Raw genomic sequence first — 19,742 nt, 5'->3', positions numbered from 1 at the left:
AAGGGGAATGTGAAATAAAAACAAATAGCTTGCAAATTGTTTAAAAAATAATTTGCAAGCTATTTATAAACAATTTATAAATAATTATGAAGGGAAGATTAGCAGAGTGTTTTGAAGTCAATACCGGCATTATTGAAGTGCCGTTTGCCGGATTCCGTCAGATAAATTCCGCTGCGTCCTCTGCTGCGGGTAATATAACCGGAATCCAGAAGCATTTTAATAAAATACTCCATTCGCTTCTGGCTGATGGTAAATCCCCTCTTCTCCATTTCCGTGATAAGCCCGGTCCGTCCGATGGTCTGTTTAAGTCCGTTAAAAGTGCGGACGATATCCAGAATCTGATCGGTAATGCGGGTGGGGGAAGAGGCATCCACCGGTATGAAGGCAGCCTCAGATTCTTCGGCCGCTGGGAGGCATTCCAAATTCCCCATCAGCTGGTAGTAATTCGCCGCGTTCCGGAGTTCTCTGACGTTGCCGGGCCACCGATAGGAAAGCAGCCGGTTTTTTATTTGCGGCTCAAGCGCCTGTGACTCGATGCCACTTAAAAATGAGAACAGCGGTATAATATCTTCTTTTCTCAGGCGGAGGGGAGGCAGTGAAAGCGGAAATACGTTCAGACGGAAATAGAGATCTTCCCGGAACTTTTTTTCTTTTGTCAGTTCCACTAAATTACAGTTGGTGGCAGTTAAAACCCGTACATTGATATTGATGGCGCCTCCTCCTCCGATGCGTACAATCTGCTGTTCCTGAAGTACACGGAGAAGACGGGACTGCAGGGAATAGGGCATATCCCCGATTTCATCCAGAAACAGGGTGCCGCCGTCAGCCTGTTCAAAAAGTCCCATTTTACCGCCGCGCCGTGCTCCTGTAAAAGCGCCTTCTTCATATCCGAACAATTCACTTTCCAGGAGACTTTCGGGCAGAGCGGCACAGTTTACCGCTACAAAGGGACCGTTTTTTCTGGATGAATAATTGTGGATGGCCTGGGCGAAGAGTTCTTTTCCCGTGCCGGTTTCACCCGTGATCAATACGGTGTAATCGCTGGCCGCCACCCTTTTTGCAAGTGTAATGCAGTGTTCCATGGCGGGACTGTTATAAATAATATCGTCAAAATAATACCTGGCGGAAAGCCCCTGGTTGCGCAGCCTCCGGCTCAGCTCACTTCCGCTTTTTCTGATCTGGGAAGCGGATTCAAAGGTAAGGCAGTAGCCGGAAACCTGGCCCATTGTATGCAGGGGGATACGGCTGATCATAAAAGAGCTTCCGCCCAGGGTGAAGAGATCATCGGTAAAAGAGGAGGCGGTTAAACGCCCCGCAATATCGGCAGGAAGACAGAGGGAGAGGTTAAGATGGTTTCCCGGAGTTTTTTCCAGAATACGTTCCGCCTCGGTATTCCAATAGCTGATATGATACTGGGCATCCGTAACAATAATTCCCGATTTCTGGAGACTCAGAATTTGAGTCAGTGTTTCACTGAGCATGTAATTTTGGATATAGCGCTTCTTAATTCCCGTATGCAGTTCAAGCTTATTTTCCGAGTACCGGATTAGAGCCTGGCTGATAGAATCCGAACTGAGGTTTAACAGAGGGAGCATATCCAGAAAGGTCTGCATATCCAGGCGGCGGTCTCCGATATCAATGATATTGGGAATAGAGCGGGGAATCATCCGCGCCTCTCCTGGAGTGACGGCAAACTGAATATCGGAAAAGTCGGCCTCCGCATCCAGGTAGGGAATCAGTTCCAGATGGGCGATTCCGAGCTGGCAGAGCATGGCTACCGTATCGGCCGTGGTCTCACGGGAATCATTTACGACTAAAACGCGGGACCCTGCGGGAATATCGTAGAGCTGGTAGACGGCATCCTCGGATATAGTGCGGGTTACGAGCACCACCTTACCGGGATCCGGCAGGTGATTCTGGAGAAGCTTCATAATACCCGGACGCATAATAAGGATGACGTCACTGTTTAACTGTTCCTTTTCTTTTAGTTCACTGCTGTATATTACGGATATTTCGACGGCGTCACCAAACACAAGCCGCAGATCCCGGGTCAGATTGGGAACCAGGCTTGGTGATACCGGTGCGTTAAGAACGATAGATATTTTTTTCTTCATGATAGTTTCCCTTTTCAATGGAAATCACAGTTAAGTTATACTGATTGTATCATGAGAATGAGGACGATGGAAGTCCGGAAAATGTAGCAGAGGACGGGAAAGTGAGAAGGGCAATAAAGGAATGGCGAAAAAGGAATAACAGTAAAGGAATAAGAAACAACAGTAAACATAAAAACGACCAGCCGTTTCTGGTTGATCGCTTTTATGTTTGCTATATAAGAAAAATTTACATGAAAGGAAGAGCGCTCACATCGAATCCCACAGCGGGCTGCCTCCGGCTGCCCTCTCACGATAAAATCATACAGGAATCAAAGACTCAAACATCAATTCCTTATCTCACCGTCTCATGCATTTCCAGCGGTTTAACATGAATATTGCTCCGGTATTCTGTCTCCGCCCAGTTGATTGTCTCCGCAATATACGCCTCCGGATTCAGTGTTACGCCCTCCAGCATAAAGTCTTTGAACTTCTGATACCCGGCCCTGTCAATCAGATGGCCGCCGTGAAGGTAGACGGGTTTGCCGCCCAGAACCCACTCGGAGAATTTCGGCCAGTTGCTCATGATGGCCAGAACGCTTTCCTCCGTCAGCCAGTTTGCAAACATTTTTCCCATTCGGGGATACTGCTTGCCGGTTCTTCCGCCGATGACAATCTTATAAAAGTCTTTATTGGGGCGTCTCCATGCTCCGGCGGGACAGGCGATGACACATTCACCACAGCCCACGCAGCAGCAGGGATCTTTATCAACCTTTCCTTTATCGTTCAGTGAGAGAACCCGGGTTGCGGCTCCTTTGCACTTGTCGACGCAGGCTCCACAGCCGATACACCGGTCGATATCGTAAATCGGCTTCGTGCAGCCGATGATTCCAAAATCCTGGAAATGGCCTTTGGCGCAGTCATTGGGACATCCCGCTATGGAAACTTTGATATGGTACGGATTGGGATAGATTAGTTTTTCAATCTTATGCGCCATTTCCTGCGTATTTACATTACCCTTGATACAGTGGATGCCTCCGATGCAGGCCATGATATTTCTTGGCCCGATGAAGGGGTAGCCATTCGACGTATCCATCTCCACATCGCACATATCACACTCAATTGCATCCAGATAAGGACGTATATATTCATTTACCGCCGGAATATTTTCCGCTTTGATGCCGGGAATATTCAGGGTCTGGCGCATTCCCAGATGGAAAGAGCCGTTGCCCCAGGTATTGCATACGTGACTGACAAGATCCAGCCATTTTGCATCAATCACTGCTCCCGGTACACGAAGCTGCAGCATGAACTCGCCTGCAATCTTGGACTGACGGAAACAATTATTTCTCAATTTACCTATATTGATATCGCTCACCGCAATTTACCTCCTAATCTACCAGCTTTTTGCCAATCGTGTAATTGAATACAGGACCGTCTAAACAGACATAAGTTTCATCAATTCTGCAGTGTCCGCATTTACCGATGGCACAGGACATTTTCCGCTCAAAGGACATCCAGATTTTATCTTCAGGAACCTGGTGATCCAGCAGGCTTTTGGCGGCGAATTTCATCATAATGGGAGGTCCCACTACAAGACATTCATAATTATCACCAAAGGAGCCAAACGGGATATCCTTCACAAATTCGGTGACCATTCCCTTGTTCCAGCCCGGATAGTCCTCATTGTCAAGAGTACGGATAACGTGGAAATTCGGGGCTGTTTTCCATTGTTCTATCTCATCCGTAAACAGAATGCTCTGAGAATTCTTAAAGCCGAGAATTAAATAGATTTCCTCTGCATAGCCAGGTTCGGAGTAAAGCTGGTTGATCAGGCTCTTAACAGGTGAAACGCCGGTTCCGCCCGCAATAATTACAACATTTTTTCCCTTCAGCTGTTCCGTCGGCCAGCCATTACCGTAGCATCCTCTGACAAAAATGGTGCCGCCCTTTTTTAAACTGAAAAGTTCATCCGTTACCTTTCCAACTTTTCGGATTGTAAAGTCGGCATATCCATCGCCAAAGCCGCTGATGGAGATGGGGGCCTCGCCGATTTTAGGCAGGGAAAGCTGCATGAACTGTCCATGCCTGATGGGGAGTTCATTTTCGATCCGGAAGGTCCATTCTGCTTCCGTCTGCTTAAAAATATCTATAATTTTATGTGCCTGTGGTTTTACCGGATTATTAAGCATGGCAAACTTCCTCCTCTTGCTTTATTTCTTCAATTGCCCTTGACAGCTTATTCAGTGTTTCGGGATATCCGATGAGCTGCGGACACCTGGCCGAACACCTTCCGCAGCCCACGCACATCGGGCCGGTATGGAACCGGGCGTCATGTCCATATACTTTATGTAAGATTTTATAGCGGTATTTTTCAGATATTTTGTGTCTGAAACAGGCCCCGCCGGCCATACGGTCAAATCCATCCACCATACAGGAAGAGCAGGTCCTTCTTCTTTCGCCGGCTTTCCCGTTCTGCGTATAAATAATATCGGTGGTTTCAAAACACGTACAGGTGCTGCACGCTACGGTACAAGCCCCGCAGGCGATACATCTGGCGTCGAACTCCTCCCACATCGGATGTTCCTTTAATTTGTTCGCCATGTCGAGAGAATCAATCACCGGGAAATCGACTTTCAGCTTATTTTCCATCGGGAAGGTGATTTCGTAATCGCTTTCCTCACATCCTGCAAAATAATTGTCGAAGCTCTCATCTTTTACCTCAATATAAGCCCCTTCTTCCCCAAAGGAAAATGCAATGGAGTGCATGTCTGTGACATTGGAACCCACGCTGCAGCAGAAGCAGCCGTCAAATTCTTCCGTACATTCCATCAGAGCAAACTTTACTTTTTCCCTTCTTCTCTGATAGAAAGGATCTGTGATACCGCCGTTTTCACAATAAATCTGGTCCTGAATTTTTACTGCATTAATATCGCAGGCTCTTCCAAAAATGAGAAAATCTCTTGTTTCCTCCAGCTTGCTTTCCCTGAACTCATCGTCGGTAAAATAAAATAATGTCTGTGTAATCGGCGTGATAACCTCTTTCATTGCATAAGTGGATCTCTCGCGGAACTCAATATCTTCATACCGTTCAATTTCTTTGTAGAGAATCGAGTCCTGTCCGGCATATCTCCCTCCGGAGGGAATTCTGACAGGTGCATAAATAGCATATTTTTCTTTCAGCGCATCAAAAAGTTTATTTATATCTGCTGATTTGAGCTGATAGGTTTTTGAGCTTCTCATTTCTTTTACTTCCTTTCCTGTTTTTGCCCTGCGGGCTGAAGTGCAATGGCGGTTCAAGATTAAGCTGGTATTAACAGCTATTATAAGTCTATTATAGGGCTTGCCCTGCCATTCGTAAAATGCTAAACTTGTTATAAACTCATAGCAGATTATCTATGTATTGCAGGGGGACACAAAGGAGAAGAGATAATGACAATCCGTGATTTTGAAATTTTTATCGCTGTGGCCGAAACAGGGCAGATGGGAGTAGCATCCAGGAAGCTGTATATTACACAGCCGACGGTCAGCCATGCGATTATGCAGATAGAAAAAGAATATCATGTCAAATTATTTGAACGGCTTTCCAAGAAACTTTACATAACGGAAACGGGACGGGAGTTTCTGGAATATGCAAAACATATTACCACGACCTATCAGGAGCTGGAGCAGTTTCTGTACCATGCATCCAGCCAGCAGTGTATCCATGTAGGCGCGTCCCTGACTGTGGGCAGCTATTTCCTGAGTGATATCATCACCGGATATGAGGCGGAAAACCCGAATGTGAGCATACGTGTTTATATAGATAATTCTATGAATATCATCCGTAAGATTTCCGAGGGAATTCTGGATGTCGCCGTGATCGAAGGAAAAGTCAAGACAAAAAATGTGATATTTAAAGATGTGTTCGAGGATGAAATGGTTCTGATTTGCGGAAAAACGCATCCGTTTGCCGGTATGTCCTCGGTAAACCTCACTGATTTGGAGGGAAAGGCTTTCGTACTAAGGGAAGAAGGCTCCGGCACAAGGGAATTTTTTACCGATTTGATGGAGGAACGGGGGATATCCTTTATAGAAAAATGGATCTGCCACAGTTCAGACTCCATTATTAATATCGTCGCCTCGGGCCAGGGCGTTTCGATTCTTTCGAAGTCACTGCTGAGGCATCATGAGGAGGTTAATCAGATCACGATCAATGATTTTCCGCTGAAAAGAAGCTTCAAAATCGTCTATCACAAAGACAAATTCCTGTCTACCGGGCTGAAAAAACTGATTGCGGATATTGAAAACAAGTTTCACGGCAATGAATGGTGAGCATCCGGTTCCGGCGTCATAAAATCGTAAGGAAGCCTTCGCCTTTAGACGCTTGAAACCGCCTTCCGAATGCATTATACTGGAAAATGTGCAGCATGAATCATATGGCCGGGGCTTTTTCCGGCTCTTATAAGGAGAGAATTGAATGAATCGTAAGAACATATCGGGAACAAAGTTAAAGTGGACGGCTGCCCTCGTAACAGCCATGCTGCTTGCCGGTCCGGCCCAGACGGTTTTTGCCGGGGACACGGTTTATGTAAACTGTGACGTACTCAGGTGCCGTTCGTCGGAAGAGATTAAAGACAGCAATATTGTAACAAATTTCCATTATGGAGATAAGCTGGAGCGCATTTCCACGAATGGGGACTGGACCGTGGTTTTGGTAAACGGACAGAAACGCTATGTGGCAACCGCCTATCTGAGCACCTCACAGCCTGCCGGAAAACCGTCCGGCCAGAGTACATCATCCGCAGGAACCGAGACCGGAGCTTCGGCATCCACTTCATCGGGAACCGAGATCGGCTTGTTCAGCGGGTATAAATATGCGGATTTTTCCAAGATCAACAGTGGGAAGGCCATCCTCTATAAAAGTACGGCGGCTTCCAGAAAGAATAAGACGGTCTGTGTCAACGCGGGCCACGGAACAAAGGGCGGCGGCAGCGTGAAGACCCTCTGCCATCCGGACGGAACCGCGAAGGTGACAGGCGGCACGACCAGTGCAGGAGCAACCACAGCCGTTGCCGTTTCCAGCGGCATGACATTTGCAGACGGTACGGCGGAGAGCAAGGTGACTCTGGCGATGGCGAAGATCTTAAAAGACCGTCTCCTTGCACAGGGGTACGATGTGCTGATGATCCGCGAGTCGGACGATGTACAGCTTGATAATATTGCGAGGACTGTAATTGCCAATAACAATGCGGACTGCCATATTGCCCTGCACTGGGATTCCACCAGCAGCAATAAGGGGTGCTTTTTCATGAGCGTTCCAAACAACGCCTCTTACCGGGCCATGGAGCCGGTGGCCTCCCACTGGCAGCAGCACAACAAGCTGGGCGAGGCGCTGATAACGGGACTGAAGGGCGCGGGAAACAAGATTTTCTCGGGCGGGAGTATGGAGATGGATCTGACACAGACTTCCTTCTCGACGATTCCGAGCATTGATATCGAACTGGGTGACAAGGCGTCCAGCCATTCCACGGATACGCTGAACCAGCTGGCGGACGGGCTGGTGTCCGGCGTGAATTCATTTTTCGGATTTTAAGAAGTAAATTAAACAGAGAGCATCGTAAAATGCCTTAAGAAGTTTGTCTTCTCCGGCAGGAACGATGCTCTTTTTCCGCTTTTTGTGTTAACAGGGCGTTAAAAATTACTGGGATTGTATGGAAATTTGTACAAAATGCTTAATTTTGTTGGATTTTACAACCAAATTTCTTTCCAAATGTTATTGCATTTCTCGGCTTAAAGTAACATAATATGGGAAAGCGAAGAAACAAGAGACCTTTTCCGGGAATCCGATTACAGGAAACCGGCGGAGGTTTTTTTTATTTCACCAAAATAAGACTTCCGGTGAAGTAAAAAACTCTGCTAAAAGAAAAATTCTTATTGACGCGCTTTAAAAATATTCTCAAAGGGGAGGGATATAAGACGGACACACTTTCAAAGGCCCTGATGGAAGAGCTGAACGCTAAAGTCGCATTTACGATACCCGTATTTGGAGGAATCCCGATTTACGAGTCCGTGGTGGCTACATGGTTTATCATGGCGGTTCTGGTTCTCCTTTCCATCATCTTTGTAAGAAATCTCAAGGTTGAGAACCCCGGGAAGCTTCAGTTGTTCCTGGAAACTTCAATCGGGTTTTTAAGAGATTTCTTCCTGGATTTGGTCGGGGAAGAAGGAAAAGGGTACATTCCTTATCTGATTTCAACGGCGCTATTTATCGGCGTAGCCAACCTGATTGGCATCGCAGGCATCACACCGCCCACGAAGGATTTGAATGTAACTGCCGCACTGGCTGTCATCAGCATCGCGGTAATCGAGTATGCCGGGTTTCATAAGAAAGGCATGAAGGGATTCATGAAGAGTTTTGCAGAACCGGTGGCGTTTATACTGCCAATCAATATTATGGAGATTGCCATTCGTCCCGTGTCTCTGTGCATGCGGCTTTTCGGCAACGTGCTGGGCTCATTCGTAGTAATGGAATTAATCAAATTGGTGGCCCCGCTCATTGTGCCGATACCGTTCAGTTTTTATTTTGATATTTTTGACGGTCTGATTCAGGCGTATGTATTTGTCTTCCTGACCGCCCTGTTTATTAAGGAACAACTGGACTGATAACAGTCCGGAAAAAGAGTAAAGAAAACAATTAAAAAGGAGAGTATTATTATGTCTACATTAATCGCAATCGGAGCAGCAGTCGCTGTACTTACAGGTATTGGAGCAGGTATTGGTATCGGTATCGCAACTTCTAAAGCAGTGGAAGCCATTGCAAGGCAGCCTGAGGCTGAGAGTAAAATCAGCAAGGCCTTACTTCTTGGATGTGCTCTGGCAGAGGCTACCGCTATTTACGGTTTCGTTATTGCCCTTGTAATTATCTTATTCTTAAAATAAATGTGAAAGGCAGGTGGGAGAAGTGTTACAGTTAAACTGGAGCCTTGTCTTTGAAATCATTAACCTGATTATCCTCTGTCTTCTACTTAAAAAATTTCTGATTAAACCTGTGACTGCCGTTATGGATAAGAGGCAGGCGGAGATTTCCGAGGGGCTTTTGAACGCCAGAAACAGCGAGGCCCAGGCAAATGAGCTTAAGGGCCGTTATGAAGATGCCCTCAAGAATGCCAGAAGCGAGTCCGGACGCATGATTGAAGAAGCGAAAAAGCGTGCACGGGAAGAATCGGATCGGATTCTTAAAGAGGCCGGTGATCAGGCGGCAGACATTATGAGGAAAGCAGAGAAGAATATCGAAAGCGAAAAAGAAAAAACCATGGCTGACCTCCAGTCCCGCATTGCAGAGCTGGCTTTGGCCGCAGCCAGAAAAGTGGCCGGGAGTACGGAACGTGAGGCAGATGACATGCTTCTGTACGATCAGTTCCTGAATAATGCAGCAATGGATGCGGTGATGAAACCCGAAGGTAATGGCGAAAGCAGGTGAGAAATATGAGACAGACATCCGTTAATTATGCCCGCGTTCTGGCAGACCTGTCTGTTCCGGTGGAAGATTTAAGAGAGGCTGTGAGGCTGCTTAATGAGACACCTGCTTTGAGACGGATTCTGGAAAGCCCATTGGTTTCCCGGGACAAGAAAGAGAGGGTGATTGACCGGATATTTCCGGAGCCTGTCAGAAATTTTCTGAAGGTGGCCTGTCTGCATGAAAAGACAGGACAAATTGAGGAAATTTTTGAATGCTACGAGGAATATTTAAGGCAGCAGGAAGGAATCATGAAAGTCCTGCTTACCTGTGTGACACCTCCTTCCAAAGAGCAGCTTCAGGGAATAGAGAAGTTTCTGTGCAGTAAATATCAGAAAAAAGACGTGATTTTTGAGATTAAAAAGGATCCGTCGCTGCTGGGCGGTTTTGTCCTGAAGGCCGGAGATTATGAATATGATTACAGCCTGGACGGACGGCTTAAGAGGCTTAAACAGCAATTAACGCGGAGGTGAGAAAAGTGAGTTCGATTAATTCAGATGAAATTATTTCCATACTGAAAGAGGAAATAGCAAATTATGACGATATATGCAAGGAGCAGGAGACGGGAACCGTCATCTCCGTGGGCGATGGAATTGCCAGAATTTACGGCATGGATCATGCCATGTATGGCGAGGTCGTAACTTTTGAGTCGGGCCTCAAGGGAATGGTGCAGGATGTCCGCCAGGACAGCATCGGCTGTATCCTGTTCGGCAAGGATACCGAGGTCGGCGAGGGAACCCGCGTTGCAAGAACCGGTAAGAAAGCCGGAATCCCGGTAGGGGATGCCTGCATCGGCCGTGTTATCGACGCCCTGGGAGCTCCGATTGACGGCAAGGGTGAGATAAAGACGGATGACTACCGTCCCGTAGAACAGGAGGCTCCGGGAATTATCGACCGTCAGGCGGTCAACCAGCCCCTGGAGACCGGAATCCTGTCCATCGACTCCATGTTCCCCATAGGAAGGGGACAGAGAGAGCTTATCATCGGTGACCGCCAGACCGGTAAGACATCGATCGCCACCGATACGATCCTGAACCAGAAGGGGAAGGATGTAATCTGTATCTATGTGGCAATCGGACAGAAGGCGTCCACCATTGCAAAGCTGGTATCCACCTTTGAGAAATACGGAGCCATGGATTACACGACGGTTATGGCCTCCACGGCCAGCGACTGTGCGCCGCTTCAGTACATTGCGCCCTATGCGGGAACTGCTCTGGCGGAGTATTTTATGCATAAGGGAAAAGATGTGCTGATTGTATACGACGACCTGTCCAAACATGCGGTGGCATACCGCGCCCTGTCCTTACTGTTAGGACGTTCACCGGGACGTGAGGCATATCCGGGTGACGTATTCTACCTGCATTCCAGGCTGCTGGAGCGTTCCAGCCGTCTGAGCGAGGCTCTGGGCGGAGGTTCCATCACGGCCCTGCCCATCATCGAGACGCAGGCTGGAGATGTGTCGGCCTATATTCCGACCAACGTTATCTCCATCACCGACGGCCAGATCTTTCTGGAGAGCGATCTGTTCTTCGCAGGCATGAGGCCGGCGGTAAACGTCGGGCTTTCCGTATCGCGTGTCGGCGGAGCCGCACAGTTTAAGGCGATGAAAAAGGCGTCGGGAAGTATCCGTATCGATTTGGCCCAGTACCGTGAGATGGAAGTCTTTACCCAGTTCAGTTCTGATTTGGACGCATCAACGAAGAATCAGCTGCAGTACGGAAAATCTCTGATGGAACTTTTAAAACAGCCGCTTTACCATCCGCTCAGCCTTCACGAGCAGGTCATCACGCTGTGTGCGGCCACTCACAGGATTTTTATGGATGTGGAAGTGAAAGAGATTAAACCGTTTCAGGAAGATATGCTCCGCTATTTTGAGGAGATCCATCCCGAGATTGTAAAAGAAATAGATGAGAAGAAGGAACTGCCGCAGACGCTGATTGACAGAATCGCAAAAGCGGCGGAGGAATATAAAGCTGACAGAGGCAGGTGATACAGATGGCAAGTATGAAAGAGATCCAGACCAGGATGAAGAGCATCCAGGATACGATGAAGATCACAAATGCCATGTACCTGATATCCTCATCCAAGATGAAAAAGGCGAAAAAGACGCTGACGGATACGGAACCGTATTTCTTTGGCGTGCAGCGCGCAATGGACAGATTGCTCCGCCATCTTCCCGAAAATGAGAAGGAGAACCGGTATCTGGATCAGCGCCCCGAAATTCCACCGGAAGAACGGAAATTCGGACTGATTGTGGTCACTGCCGATAAAGGATTAAACGGAGCTTACAACCATAATATCATTAAGATGGCCGAGGAGAGGCTGAAACTTCCGGGACACAGGAAACTGTATGTGCTGGGAGTCGTGGGACGGCAGTATTTCGACAAGGTGAAGGGCGTGGACATGGACGGCAGTTTCAGGTATACGGTCCAGAAACCGACGATGCACCGGGCGAGACTGATATCCGAGACCATGGTCGACGGCTTCTTAAACAGGGAGCTGGATGAGGTGTATATCCTGTTTACGGAGATGGTCAACTCGATGAAGGAAGAACCGAGGCTGAAACAGCTGCTTCCGCTCAAAAGGGCTGATTTTGAACCGTCCCAGATGCTGACGGGAGTCATGCAGGAGAATATCAGCCTGTTCCCGTCTGCGGACGAAGTGATGGACAATATGGTGCCGAACTATCTGACCGGCATTATCTACGGCTGCCTGGTGGAGGCATACGCCAGTGAGCATAACGCCCGTATGATGGCAATGCGCTCTTCCACGGACAACGCGGGGGAGATGCTTAAAGAACTGTCGATCCAGTATAACCGGGCCAGACAGGCCGCCATCACCCAGGAAATCACGGAAGTTGTCAGCGGTGCGAACGCGCAAAAAAGAAAGGGATAATTATGGACACAGGCAGAATTATTCAGGTCATGGGACCTGTTGTGGATGTTTCATTTGAAGGCGGTGTTCTGCCCCACTTGAGGGATGCCCTGAAAGTTCAGAACGGGGACAGAACCTGCATCATGGAGGCCGCCCAGCATATGGGCAATAATGTGGTCCGCTGCATTATGCTGGCCGCCAGTGAGGGCCTTCATAAAGATATGGAAGTAATTCCTACGGGACAGGGAATCAGTGTTCCGGTAGGAGATCATAACCTGGGACGTCTTTTCAATGTCCTTGGGGAGACTATCGACGGAGGAGAAGGGCTGGATGGCGAGGAGCACTGGGTAATCCACCGGGATCCGCCGTCATTTGAGGACCAGAGCCCGGTAGTTGAGGTTCTGGAGACGGGAATCAAGGTAATCGATCTTCTGGCTCCCTATGCAAAAGGCGGAAAAATCGGTCTGTTTGGAGGGGCCGGAGTCGGCAAGACAGTTCTGATTCAGGAGCTGATTCAGAATATCGCCACGGAACACGGCGGCTATTCTATATTCACCGGAGTTGGAGAGCGTTCCAGGGAAGGCAACGACCTCTGGGTTGAGATGAAGGAGTCGGGAGTTCTCGAGAAGACGGCTTTGGTATTCGGACAGATGAACGAGCCGCCGGGAGCCCGTATGAGGGTTGCGGAGACCGGTCTTACGATGGCTGAGTATTTCCGTGACAAAGAGCACCAGGATGTGCTTCTGTTTATTGATAATATTTTCCGTTTCGTCCAGGCGGGCTCCGAGGTTTCGGCGCTGCTCGGCCGTATGCCGTCGGCAGTAGGCTACCAGCCGACGCTTGCCAATGAGATGGGAGAACTGCAGGAGAGAATTGCATCGACGAAAGAAGGTTCCGTAACAAGCGTCCAGGCGGTTTATGTCCCTGCGGACGATTTGACCGACCCGGCGCCGGCCACGACATTCGCCCATCTGGACGCCACGACGGTACTTTCCAGAAAGATTGTGGAGCAGGGTATCTATCCAGCGGTGGATCCACTGGAATCCACCTCCCGCATTCTGGAGGCGGAGGTAGTCGGTGAGGAGCACTATGAGACGGCCAGACGCGTCCAGGAGATCCTCCAGAAATATAAAGAGCTTCAGGATATTATTGCTATCCTTGGTATGGAAGAGCTTTCCGAGGAAGATAAGATAACGGTTTACAGAGCCAGAAAAATCCAGAAATTCCTTTCACAGCCGTTCCATGTGGCTGAGACATTTACCGGTGTACCGGGAAAATTCGTGCCGCTGAAGGAGACGATCAAGGGATTCAAGATGATCCTGGACGGTGAGATGGATGAGTACCCGGAAAATGCATTCTTCAACGTTGGTTCCATTGAGGATGTGAAGGCAAAAGCGGAGCAGGAGAAGACGGGAGGGCAGTAAGTATGGAACAGATATCCACATTTGGCCTAGAACTGTATTCCAGCACGCAGATGTTTTATAAAGGGAGGGCGCGTTTTATCAACCTTCCGGCAACGGACGGCGGGCATACCTTCCTGCCTCACCATGAGAATGTAATCGTTGCCCTTGTACCGGGTACGACGACGATTATCACGGAGAACGGGGAGGAGATCACGGCTGTCACGGGTTCCGGATTTGCCGAGATGATCAACAACCGTGTCCAGGTTTTTGTCCATTCGGCAGAATATCCCGATGAGATTGATATCAACAGGGCCAGAGAGGCCAAGGAGCGTGCCGAAGAGCAGCTGCGCCAGAAGCAGTCCATTGCGGAGTACCACAGAAGCAAGATGGAGCTGGCAAGAGCCATGTCCCGTATCAGCGAGGCCGGGAAACGCAAGTGACGAGAGAGTTTAAGAAAAAGCAGATATGAAGATATCTGCTTTTTTTTGCCCGGATTCTCCATCTGCGACAACCCAAAATCCCGGGACTGAAGACTCATAACCTTCTTAACACCATCCCGAACTCCGGCGGTACCGGCGCCGTTCCCATTCCTCAACTTGCCCGGTGATTGCAGTTGAGTGCACCGATAAGATATGATAGAATGAAATCAACAGGAATAGGAACATACCTGGTGAGTGTATTTTCAAATTGAGCATTGCAACGGCACGTTGTGATGGGAACAGGAACCTTATGAAATCAGAGAAGCTGCAGACAAAAATAAATAAGTATTTTACAGTATTCATTATCTGCATCATTATAACGGTGTCGGCGGTGATAGGCTTATACTCAAGCTATAAGCTGCAGACAGAAACAGGTGAAAACCTGACTGAAATGGCCGGGCAGATTTCGGTGCAGCTCGATCAGTTTATGTGGAATCACTACCATCAGCTGGATTTGCTGGAAGCGGCGAATTCGCTTGTCTCCGACGGAGATTATGAGATTGCATCGGGGCTGATTAATCAGCTTCACGAATCATTCCCGTCTTTTTCCTGGATTGGAATCACCGATGCGGATGGTATAGTTAAGGCGTCCAGCGGTGGCATCCTGCTGGAATCGGATATCTCAGAGAGGCCGGTATTCATCGAAGGGGCAAAGGGGGAGTTTATTGGTGATGTCCACGATGCCAAACTGCTTTCCGATTTACTGCCGAATCCGTCGGGAGAACCACTCCGTTTTGTTGATATCAGCACGCCGCTTTATGATAAGGAGGGGAACTTCAATGGCGTTTTGGCCGCCCACTTAAATTGGGACTGGGCCCAGGAACGCGTTGCAATGACGACCGAATCTTTTAGCGACAGCAAAAAGATGGAAGTGCTTGTGCTCAGTAAGGATTTCGATGTTTTGCTGGGGCCGGAAAAGCTGATTGGCCGGTCACTGGCACAGATGTTTTCACAAATAAGCGAGGATGGCAATTCTCATTGGGCCTCAATAACATGGCCGGATCATCAAAAATATCTGACGGGTTTTGTCACTTCAACCGGTTACGATGACTATAATGGTCTTGGATGGACCGTTGTGGTACGCCAGCCGATTAAGATTGCCTATAAAGATATTGCTCAGCTGATGTTTCTGGTCTTTGCAAGCGGAGGGGTTCTTCTGTTCCTGTTTATTATTCTCGGTACGATTATAACTAAAAAACTCACCGAACCTTTGAACCGGCTATCTGAGGTGGCCACGCTTTTAAAGTCGGGACAGAAGGCGGCTATGCCTGACCATAACGGCATTTATGAGCTGGAAAATCTAGAATCGGCCCTGTCAAATTTGTTCAGTGATTTGAATCTTACCGATGCTGCACTGAGCAAAATGAAGACTATAGCAATCACCGACCCGCTGACTGGCCTCAAAAACAGAAGAGCCTTTGAAAATGATATCGATGAGTGCAGCAGGACGTTTGACCGTTCGGCACACTCTCTGGCGATTCTTTATTTGGATTTAGACGGATTCAAAGTCGTGAATGACCAATATGGCCATGATATTGGAGATAAATTACTTTCAGAGGTGTCGAACCGGCTTAAAAAAGCCGTACAGAGCGATGAAATCCTTTCCAGGATCGGAGGTGATGAATTCCTGATTGCACTGACCGTTCCGACGGATGATACGGCTTCGGCCGTGGAGTATGCAGCCTTGCGGATTATTAAAGAAATCAATTATCCTTTCTTTTTGGAAAACAATGAAATCCACGTTGGATGCAGCATAGGGGCATCCATTTATCCGGAGGACAGCACAGAGCTTCAAACGGTCATCAAATATGCTGACAAGGCGTTATACTATTCAAAATCCCATGGTAAAAACATATTTACCGTTTATTCAGCCATCACAGTTGAGTGAGAATCAAAAAGAACCGGAAGAGCATCCATACTCTTTCGGTTCTTTCTTTTTATTGAAAGCCGCAGAGCTTGCATTGAAGGCCGCAGGGCTTGCGTTTTTCCGCCCTCTGTTACGGTTTATCAGGCTGCATCCGCTTATAGCTGGATTTCGCCCAGATAAAAGGAGGCCAGTGTTTCACCGGCGGCCCTCACAAGCGCCATCAGGGGAAGAAGGATTTTGTCGAGTGTCACCTCGGGAGACTCCTTAAGAAGGCTCTTCGCTATTTCCAGGATGTTGTCGGGGAGCAGCAGTTCCCCGGTACGGCTGGCTCCGGAGGATTGGAGAATTTCATAGACAGTGTCCACAAAGGCCTCGCGCTCCCGGGGGGAGAGGGAGGTAATCCATTTCTTTAACGCCTGATCCACCAGGCAGCTCTTCTGTGTGACTTCCCTCAGCCGGACAAAACCGCCGTCTTTTATTTCCCAGGAATAGGGATCGTGCTGCATCAGCCCTTTCCGGTTGCTTAAAACAACCGTATAGCATTCTTCATGTCCCAGAAGCATTCCGATTACCGAGGACTGAGGGACAAAGGTGCGGATGAGAGGCAGAATATCGCGGTAGCCGGAGGTGGAGAGCACCGCCTGGCTGAGCCCCGGACCGTCATAGTTGTACACGGCTATCAGTCGGTCCATAATGCCGGGTGAGGCACATGCGGCTGCAAATACGGCCAAATTGCCGCCTTTGGAATGGCCGCCCACCCACAGGGAACCGGGGACGAGGGCCGCCATGTGGGACAGGTAATTGCAGGCCTCCCATTGCCCCGGCACGGTATCGAGAAAACCCAGGTTGAAATCTTCCTTCCAGCCGATGAGCGTGCCGTCGGTGCCGCGAAACACGACAAAGGCGTCGTTCCCCATCAGAACGGTGAGTGCGGAAAACTGCATTTCCAGATCCGGTGATTTGATATCCCTGAAACCGGTCAGCCTGAGGCCGGAAAACCGGGCGCTTTCGGCCATGGCTTCGAGTAACTGCTGATGTTCCAGGGAGCGGACCCGTGCAAGGCGTTCTCTCTCCGGCAGCGAAGCGATGGTATCCGCGACTTCTTTTACAGTCGGGGCCTGAGCGGGATTGTCTGGTATCAGGCCGTCGAGATGAATGTACGACATTGCAGAAAAAACAAGGCCGTCCACGGCGGACAATGGAGATTCGTCCAATGTCTGGCTGCCCTGGGCGGCGATATAGTCAATTAAACCGGGCATAATTATCCCTTTTTCTTTTAATATATGTTGCAGACAGGTCTTCGGTTAACCTGCGTCCGTTATAAAACCTTCCTGGCGTCTTTCAGGAATGAAGCGATAATCAGGACGATAATCACTGCAATGGGAAAGGCGGCGATGATTGAGACCGTCTGCAGGTTTGCCATGGAATTATCACTGAATACCAGGGCAATCGGCAGCAGAATCAGCATGATGGACCAGAATACTTTGATTCCCATGTAAGGTTCTTCATCGTTGTCCAGCTCCTTGTAAGAGTAAGACGAGGCAACCAGGGCAATGGCGTCGAAGCTGGTTGCATAAAAAGCGATCATTGTGAGCGCCAGGAGAATCAGCACCAACGGAGCCAGGGGCAGGGTGTGGATGATGGCGATAATCGTCGTGTAGAGATCTCCCGTAGAGGCATAGAGTCCCATCACATCCAGTTTGCCGAAGACCTGCAGGCCCAGGCTGTAATTGCCGAGGATGATAAAACTGGTGAAGGTGCCGCCGAGGCCGAATATATAACCGCCCAGAATGGTCTGTTTCACGGTGCGTCCTTTGGAGATGTTGCCGATGAAAAACGGAGCCGCAACACACCACACCATCCAGTAGGCCCAGTAGAATATGGTCCATGTCTGGGGGAATGAGGTGGTTCTCTGGGGATCGGTAAAGGTGGACAGGCTGAAGAAATTCTGCACCAGGTTTCCGATGGAAGAAAAACCGGTCTCAATAATGTATCTTGTCTCACCCCCGAAGAGAAGGACATAGGCAAGCAGGGCGAAGAACAGGTAAACGCAGGATGCGGCGAGCTTCATAATCCCGTGCATTCCCCGGACCACGCAGAAAGTGTAAACAATGCAGGTGACGACCAGAATGGCAATCGTAATCCATTTGGAGCTTGGGAGTCCCAGCAGGCTGGACGCGATCTGGCTCATCAGCGGAGTCGCCAGACTGAATGTGGTGGCTGTGCCGGCCATCAGCGCGAATACGGCGATAAGGTCAATGATTTTTCCGGGAATCCCGTCTGTTTTATTGCCGAGCAGAGGACGGCAGGCCTCGGAAAATTTCTGTTTGTGGCAGCCACGGACATGCAGCATGAAACCAAAGGATACGGCCAGGACAACGTAAAAACTCCACGGTATCGGACCCCAGTGGAACAGCGGATATGTACCGGACCATTCCTGGATGGAACCAATCTCGGCCATGTGGGGATCCTGTGCATAGAGAATCCACTCACAGAGTGAGTAAAAAAGAATATCGGCCGCCAGTCCGGAAGTAAACATCATGGAACCCCAGGCAAAATTCGAGTATTTCGGCTTCTCATCCTTCTTTCCGAGCCGGATGCCGCCGTATTTGGAAAAGGCCAGGTAAAGTGAGAGGAGAAAGACTCCAAGTCCAACGGCCAGGTAATAGGTACCCAATTCCTCGCCCAGGAAAGTTCGGATCCCTTCAATAATTCTTTTGGAAGAATCCGGCAGGAACACAAAGCTGATGCAGAGGAACAGGATGATAATAAATGGAATTATCATTGTGATCCAGTCCAGCTGCCGTTTTACATTTTTATTAGTGGTGTCATTCATAGCTGCCTCCTTGATGTTCAATTTTTACAATTTATATTAAATAATGAACACATTATATCATTGAACTTTTAGAATTACAAGAGGTATTCTGAGAAAATATGATATCATGACGGGGATGAGGATTTAGTTGAGATGCGAGGACGCCTCTGTAAGACGGCGGACGGGGGAGTGGGAGGTTATTTATGAGTCTTCAGTCCCGGTTGGTAGGTTGTGGTGAGGGGGAATCCAGGAGAAAAAATTCCTACGGGGACTCGCTCCCGCTTGTGGAGCGCACAGCGGATGCTAAGACGTCAAAGAACGCCGTCTAAGCACCGGCGGGCTCCAAGGCCCCCTTCGGAAAGTTTTCTCCTTCCTTCCCCGGGCAGGCTGTCGACGGGACTGAAGACTCAGCGAAGGTTGTCGCCCTGTCCGTCGGCTTCAGGGGCTGATTGTCTCTTTCGTCAAGTAAGGGGGGGGTATTGTCTCGGCCACTATGTAATCGTGAACCTTTTACCTTTTGAAGGTGTTTCGGGCTGAATTCAAAGATAAATCCAAAGCTAAATTTTATGATTAATCTAAAAATTCAATGGTAATTCAAGGACAGGTCAGGCACTAAAACTAAGACTCATCAATTTAATACCAAACGTGAGACATTCTCCTAAAATCGAGAAAACGTAGTGGCAGCGACAGTACCTCTCCCCCCTGAAGGAATAAGA

18 protein-coding genes are annotated in these 19,742 nt (G+C 48.7%); 12 read left to right on the top strand and 6 right to left on the bottom strand.

All coding sequences use genetic code 11. The features are described 5' to 3' along the window. Positions 1–98: 98 nt before the first annotated feature. The 4 genes from V3C10_20290 to asrA form a co-directional block, all read right to left on the bottom strand. The gene (locus V3C10_20290; GenBank protein ID WVP61616.1) at positions 99–2,114 is read right to left on the bottom strand and encodes a sigma 54-interacting transcriptional regulator; all 2,016 of its coding nucleotides are present in this window, start codon (positions 2,112–2,114) and stop codon (positions 99–101) included. A gap of 331 nt (positions 2,115–2,445) precedes the next feature. Further along, positions 2,446–3,468 (bottom strand): sulfite reductase subunit C, encoded by a 1,023-nt coding sequence (gene asrC / locus V3C10_20285; protein ID WVP61615.1) that lies wholly within the window; start codon positions 3,466–3,468, stop codon positions 2,446–2,448. Positions 3,469–3,481: 13 nt separating this feature from the next. After that, positions 3,482–4,282 (bottom strand): anaerobic sulfite reductase subunit AsrB, encoded by an 801-nt coding sequence (gene asrB, locus V3C10_20280; protein ID WVP61614.1) that lies wholly within the window; start codon positions 4,280–4,282, stop codon positions 3,482–3,484. Further along, complete coding sequence (gene asrA, locus V3C10_20275; protein ID WVP61613.1) at positions 4,275–5,333, bottom strand: anaerobic sulfite reductase subunit AsrA; 1,059 nt, start codon at positions 5,331–5,333, stop codon at positions 4,275–4,277. Before asrA ends, asrB begins: the two co-directional genes overlap by 8 nt. Positions 5,334–5,522: 189 nt before the next feature. Between asrA and V3C10_20270 the strand changes: the two genes are divergently transcribed. From V3C10_20270 to V3C10_20220, 11 genes are all read left to right on the top strand, one after another. Beyond that, positions 5,523–6,404: a LysR family transcriptional regulator gene (locus V3C10_20270; GenBank protein WVP61612.1), complete on the top strand. Its 882-nt coding sequence runs from the start codon at positions 5,523–5,525 to the stop codon at positions 6,402–6,404. Between the two features lie 145 nt (positions 6,405–6,549). Further along, a complete protein-coding gene (locus V3C10_20265) occupies positions 6,550–7,665 on the top strand; it encodes an N-acetylmuramoyl-L-alanine amidase (protein ID WVP61611.1) in 1,116 nt (371 codons plus the stop codon). A 407-nt stretch (positions 7,666–8,072) separates the two neighbouring features. Then, positions 8,073–8,735 carry a F0F1 ATP synthase subunit A gene (locus V3C10_20260; protein WVP64675.1) on the top strand — a complete coding sequence of 221 codons (663 nt, stop codon included), beginning with the start codon at positions 8,073–8,075 and terminating at the stop codon, positions 8,733–8,735. Positions 8,736–8,786: 51 nt separating this feature from the next. Then, positions 8,787–9,011 (top strand): ATP synthase F0 subunit C, encoded by a 225-nt coding sequence (gene atpE, locus V3C10_20255; GenBank protein ID WVP61610.1) that lies wholly within the window; start codon positions 8,787–8,789, stop codon positions 9,009–9,011. 22 nt (positions 9,012–9,033) lie between these two features. Continuing rightward, a complete protein-coding gene (gene atpF, locus V3C10_20250) occupies positions 9,034–9,552 on the top strand; it encodes a F0F1 ATP synthase subunit B (protein ID WVP61609.1) in 519 nt (172 codons plus the stop codon). Between the two features lie 5 nt (positions 9,553–9,557). Next, complete coding sequence (gene atpH / locus V3C10_20245) at positions 9,558–10,061, top strand: ATP synthase F1 subunit delta (protein WVP61608.1); 504 nt, start codon at positions 9,558–9,560, stop codon at positions 10,059–10,061. Between the two features lie 5 nt (positions 10,062–10,066). Next, complete coding sequence (atpA, locus tag V3C10_20240; protein ID WVP61607.1) at positions 10,067–11,578, top strand: F0F1 ATP synthase subunit alpha; 1,512 nt, start codon at positions 10,067–10,069, stop codon at positions 11,576–11,578. A gap of 5 nt (positions 11,579–11,583) precedes the next feature. After that, positions 11,584–12,483 (top strand): ATP synthase F1 subunit gamma, encoded by a 900-nt coding sequence (gene atpG / locus V3C10_20235; protein WVP61606.1) that lies wholly within the window; start codon positions 11,584–11,586, stop codon positions 12,481–12,483. A gap of 2 nt (positions 12,484–12,485) precedes the next feature. Continuing rightward, complete coding sequence (gene atpD / locus V3C10_20230; GenBank protein ID WVP61605.1) at positions 12,486–13,886, top strand: F0F1 ATP synthase subunit beta; 1,401 nt, start codon at positions 12,486–12,488, stop codon at positions 13,884–13,886. Positions 13,887–13,888: 2 nt separating this feature from the next. Continuing rightward, the gene (atpC, locus tag V3C10_20225; protein ID WVP61604.1) at positions 13,889–14,305 is read left to right on the top strand and encodes an ATP synthase F1 subunit epsilon; all 417 of its coding nucleotides are present in this window, start codon (positions 13,889–13,891) and stop codon (positions 14,303–14,305) included. A 289-nt stretch (positions 14,306–14,594) separates the two neighbouring features. Continuing rightward, the gene (locus tag V3C10_20220; protein ID WVP61603.1) at positions 14,595–16,232 is read left to right on the top strand and encodes a diguanylate cyclase; all 1,638 of its coding nucleotides are present in this window, start codon (positions 14,595–14,597) and stop codon (positions 16,230–16,232) included. Between the two features lie 134 nt (positions 16,233–16,366). Here V3C10_20220 and V3C10_20215 read toward each other — a convergent pair whose 3' ends face one another. After that, on the bottom strand, positions 16,367–17,470 hold the full coding sequence (locus tag V3C10_20215) for an Mbeg1-like protein (protein WVP61602.1): 1,104 nt from the start codon (positions 17,468–17,470) through the stop codon (positions 16,367–16,369). A 59-nt stretch (positions 17,471–17,529) separates the two neighbouring features. After that, positions 17,530–19,047 (bottom strand): BCCT family transporter, encoded by a 1,518-nt coding sequence (locus V3C10_20210; GenBank protein ID WVP61601.1) that lies wholly within the window; start codon positions 19,045–19,047, stop codon positions 17,530–17,532. A gap of 182 nt (positions 19,048–19,229) precedes the next feature. On the opposite strand from V3C10_20210, the gene V3C10_20205 reads away from it, so the two are divergent. Continuing rightward, on the top strand, positions 19,230–19,355 hold the full coding sequence (locus V3C10_20205) for a hypothetical protein (protein ID WVP61600.1): 126 nt from the start codon (positions 19,230–19,232) through the stop codon (positions 19,353–19,355). Positions 19,356–19,742 lie beyond the last annotated feature (387 nt).

Source organism: [Clostridium] symbiosum, assembly GCA_036419695.1.
GTDB lineage: Bacteria > Bacillota > Clostridia > Lachnospirales > Lachnospiraceae > Otoolea > Otoolea symbiosa_A.
This window is presented reverse-complemented; position numbering and strand designations above follow the sequence as displayed.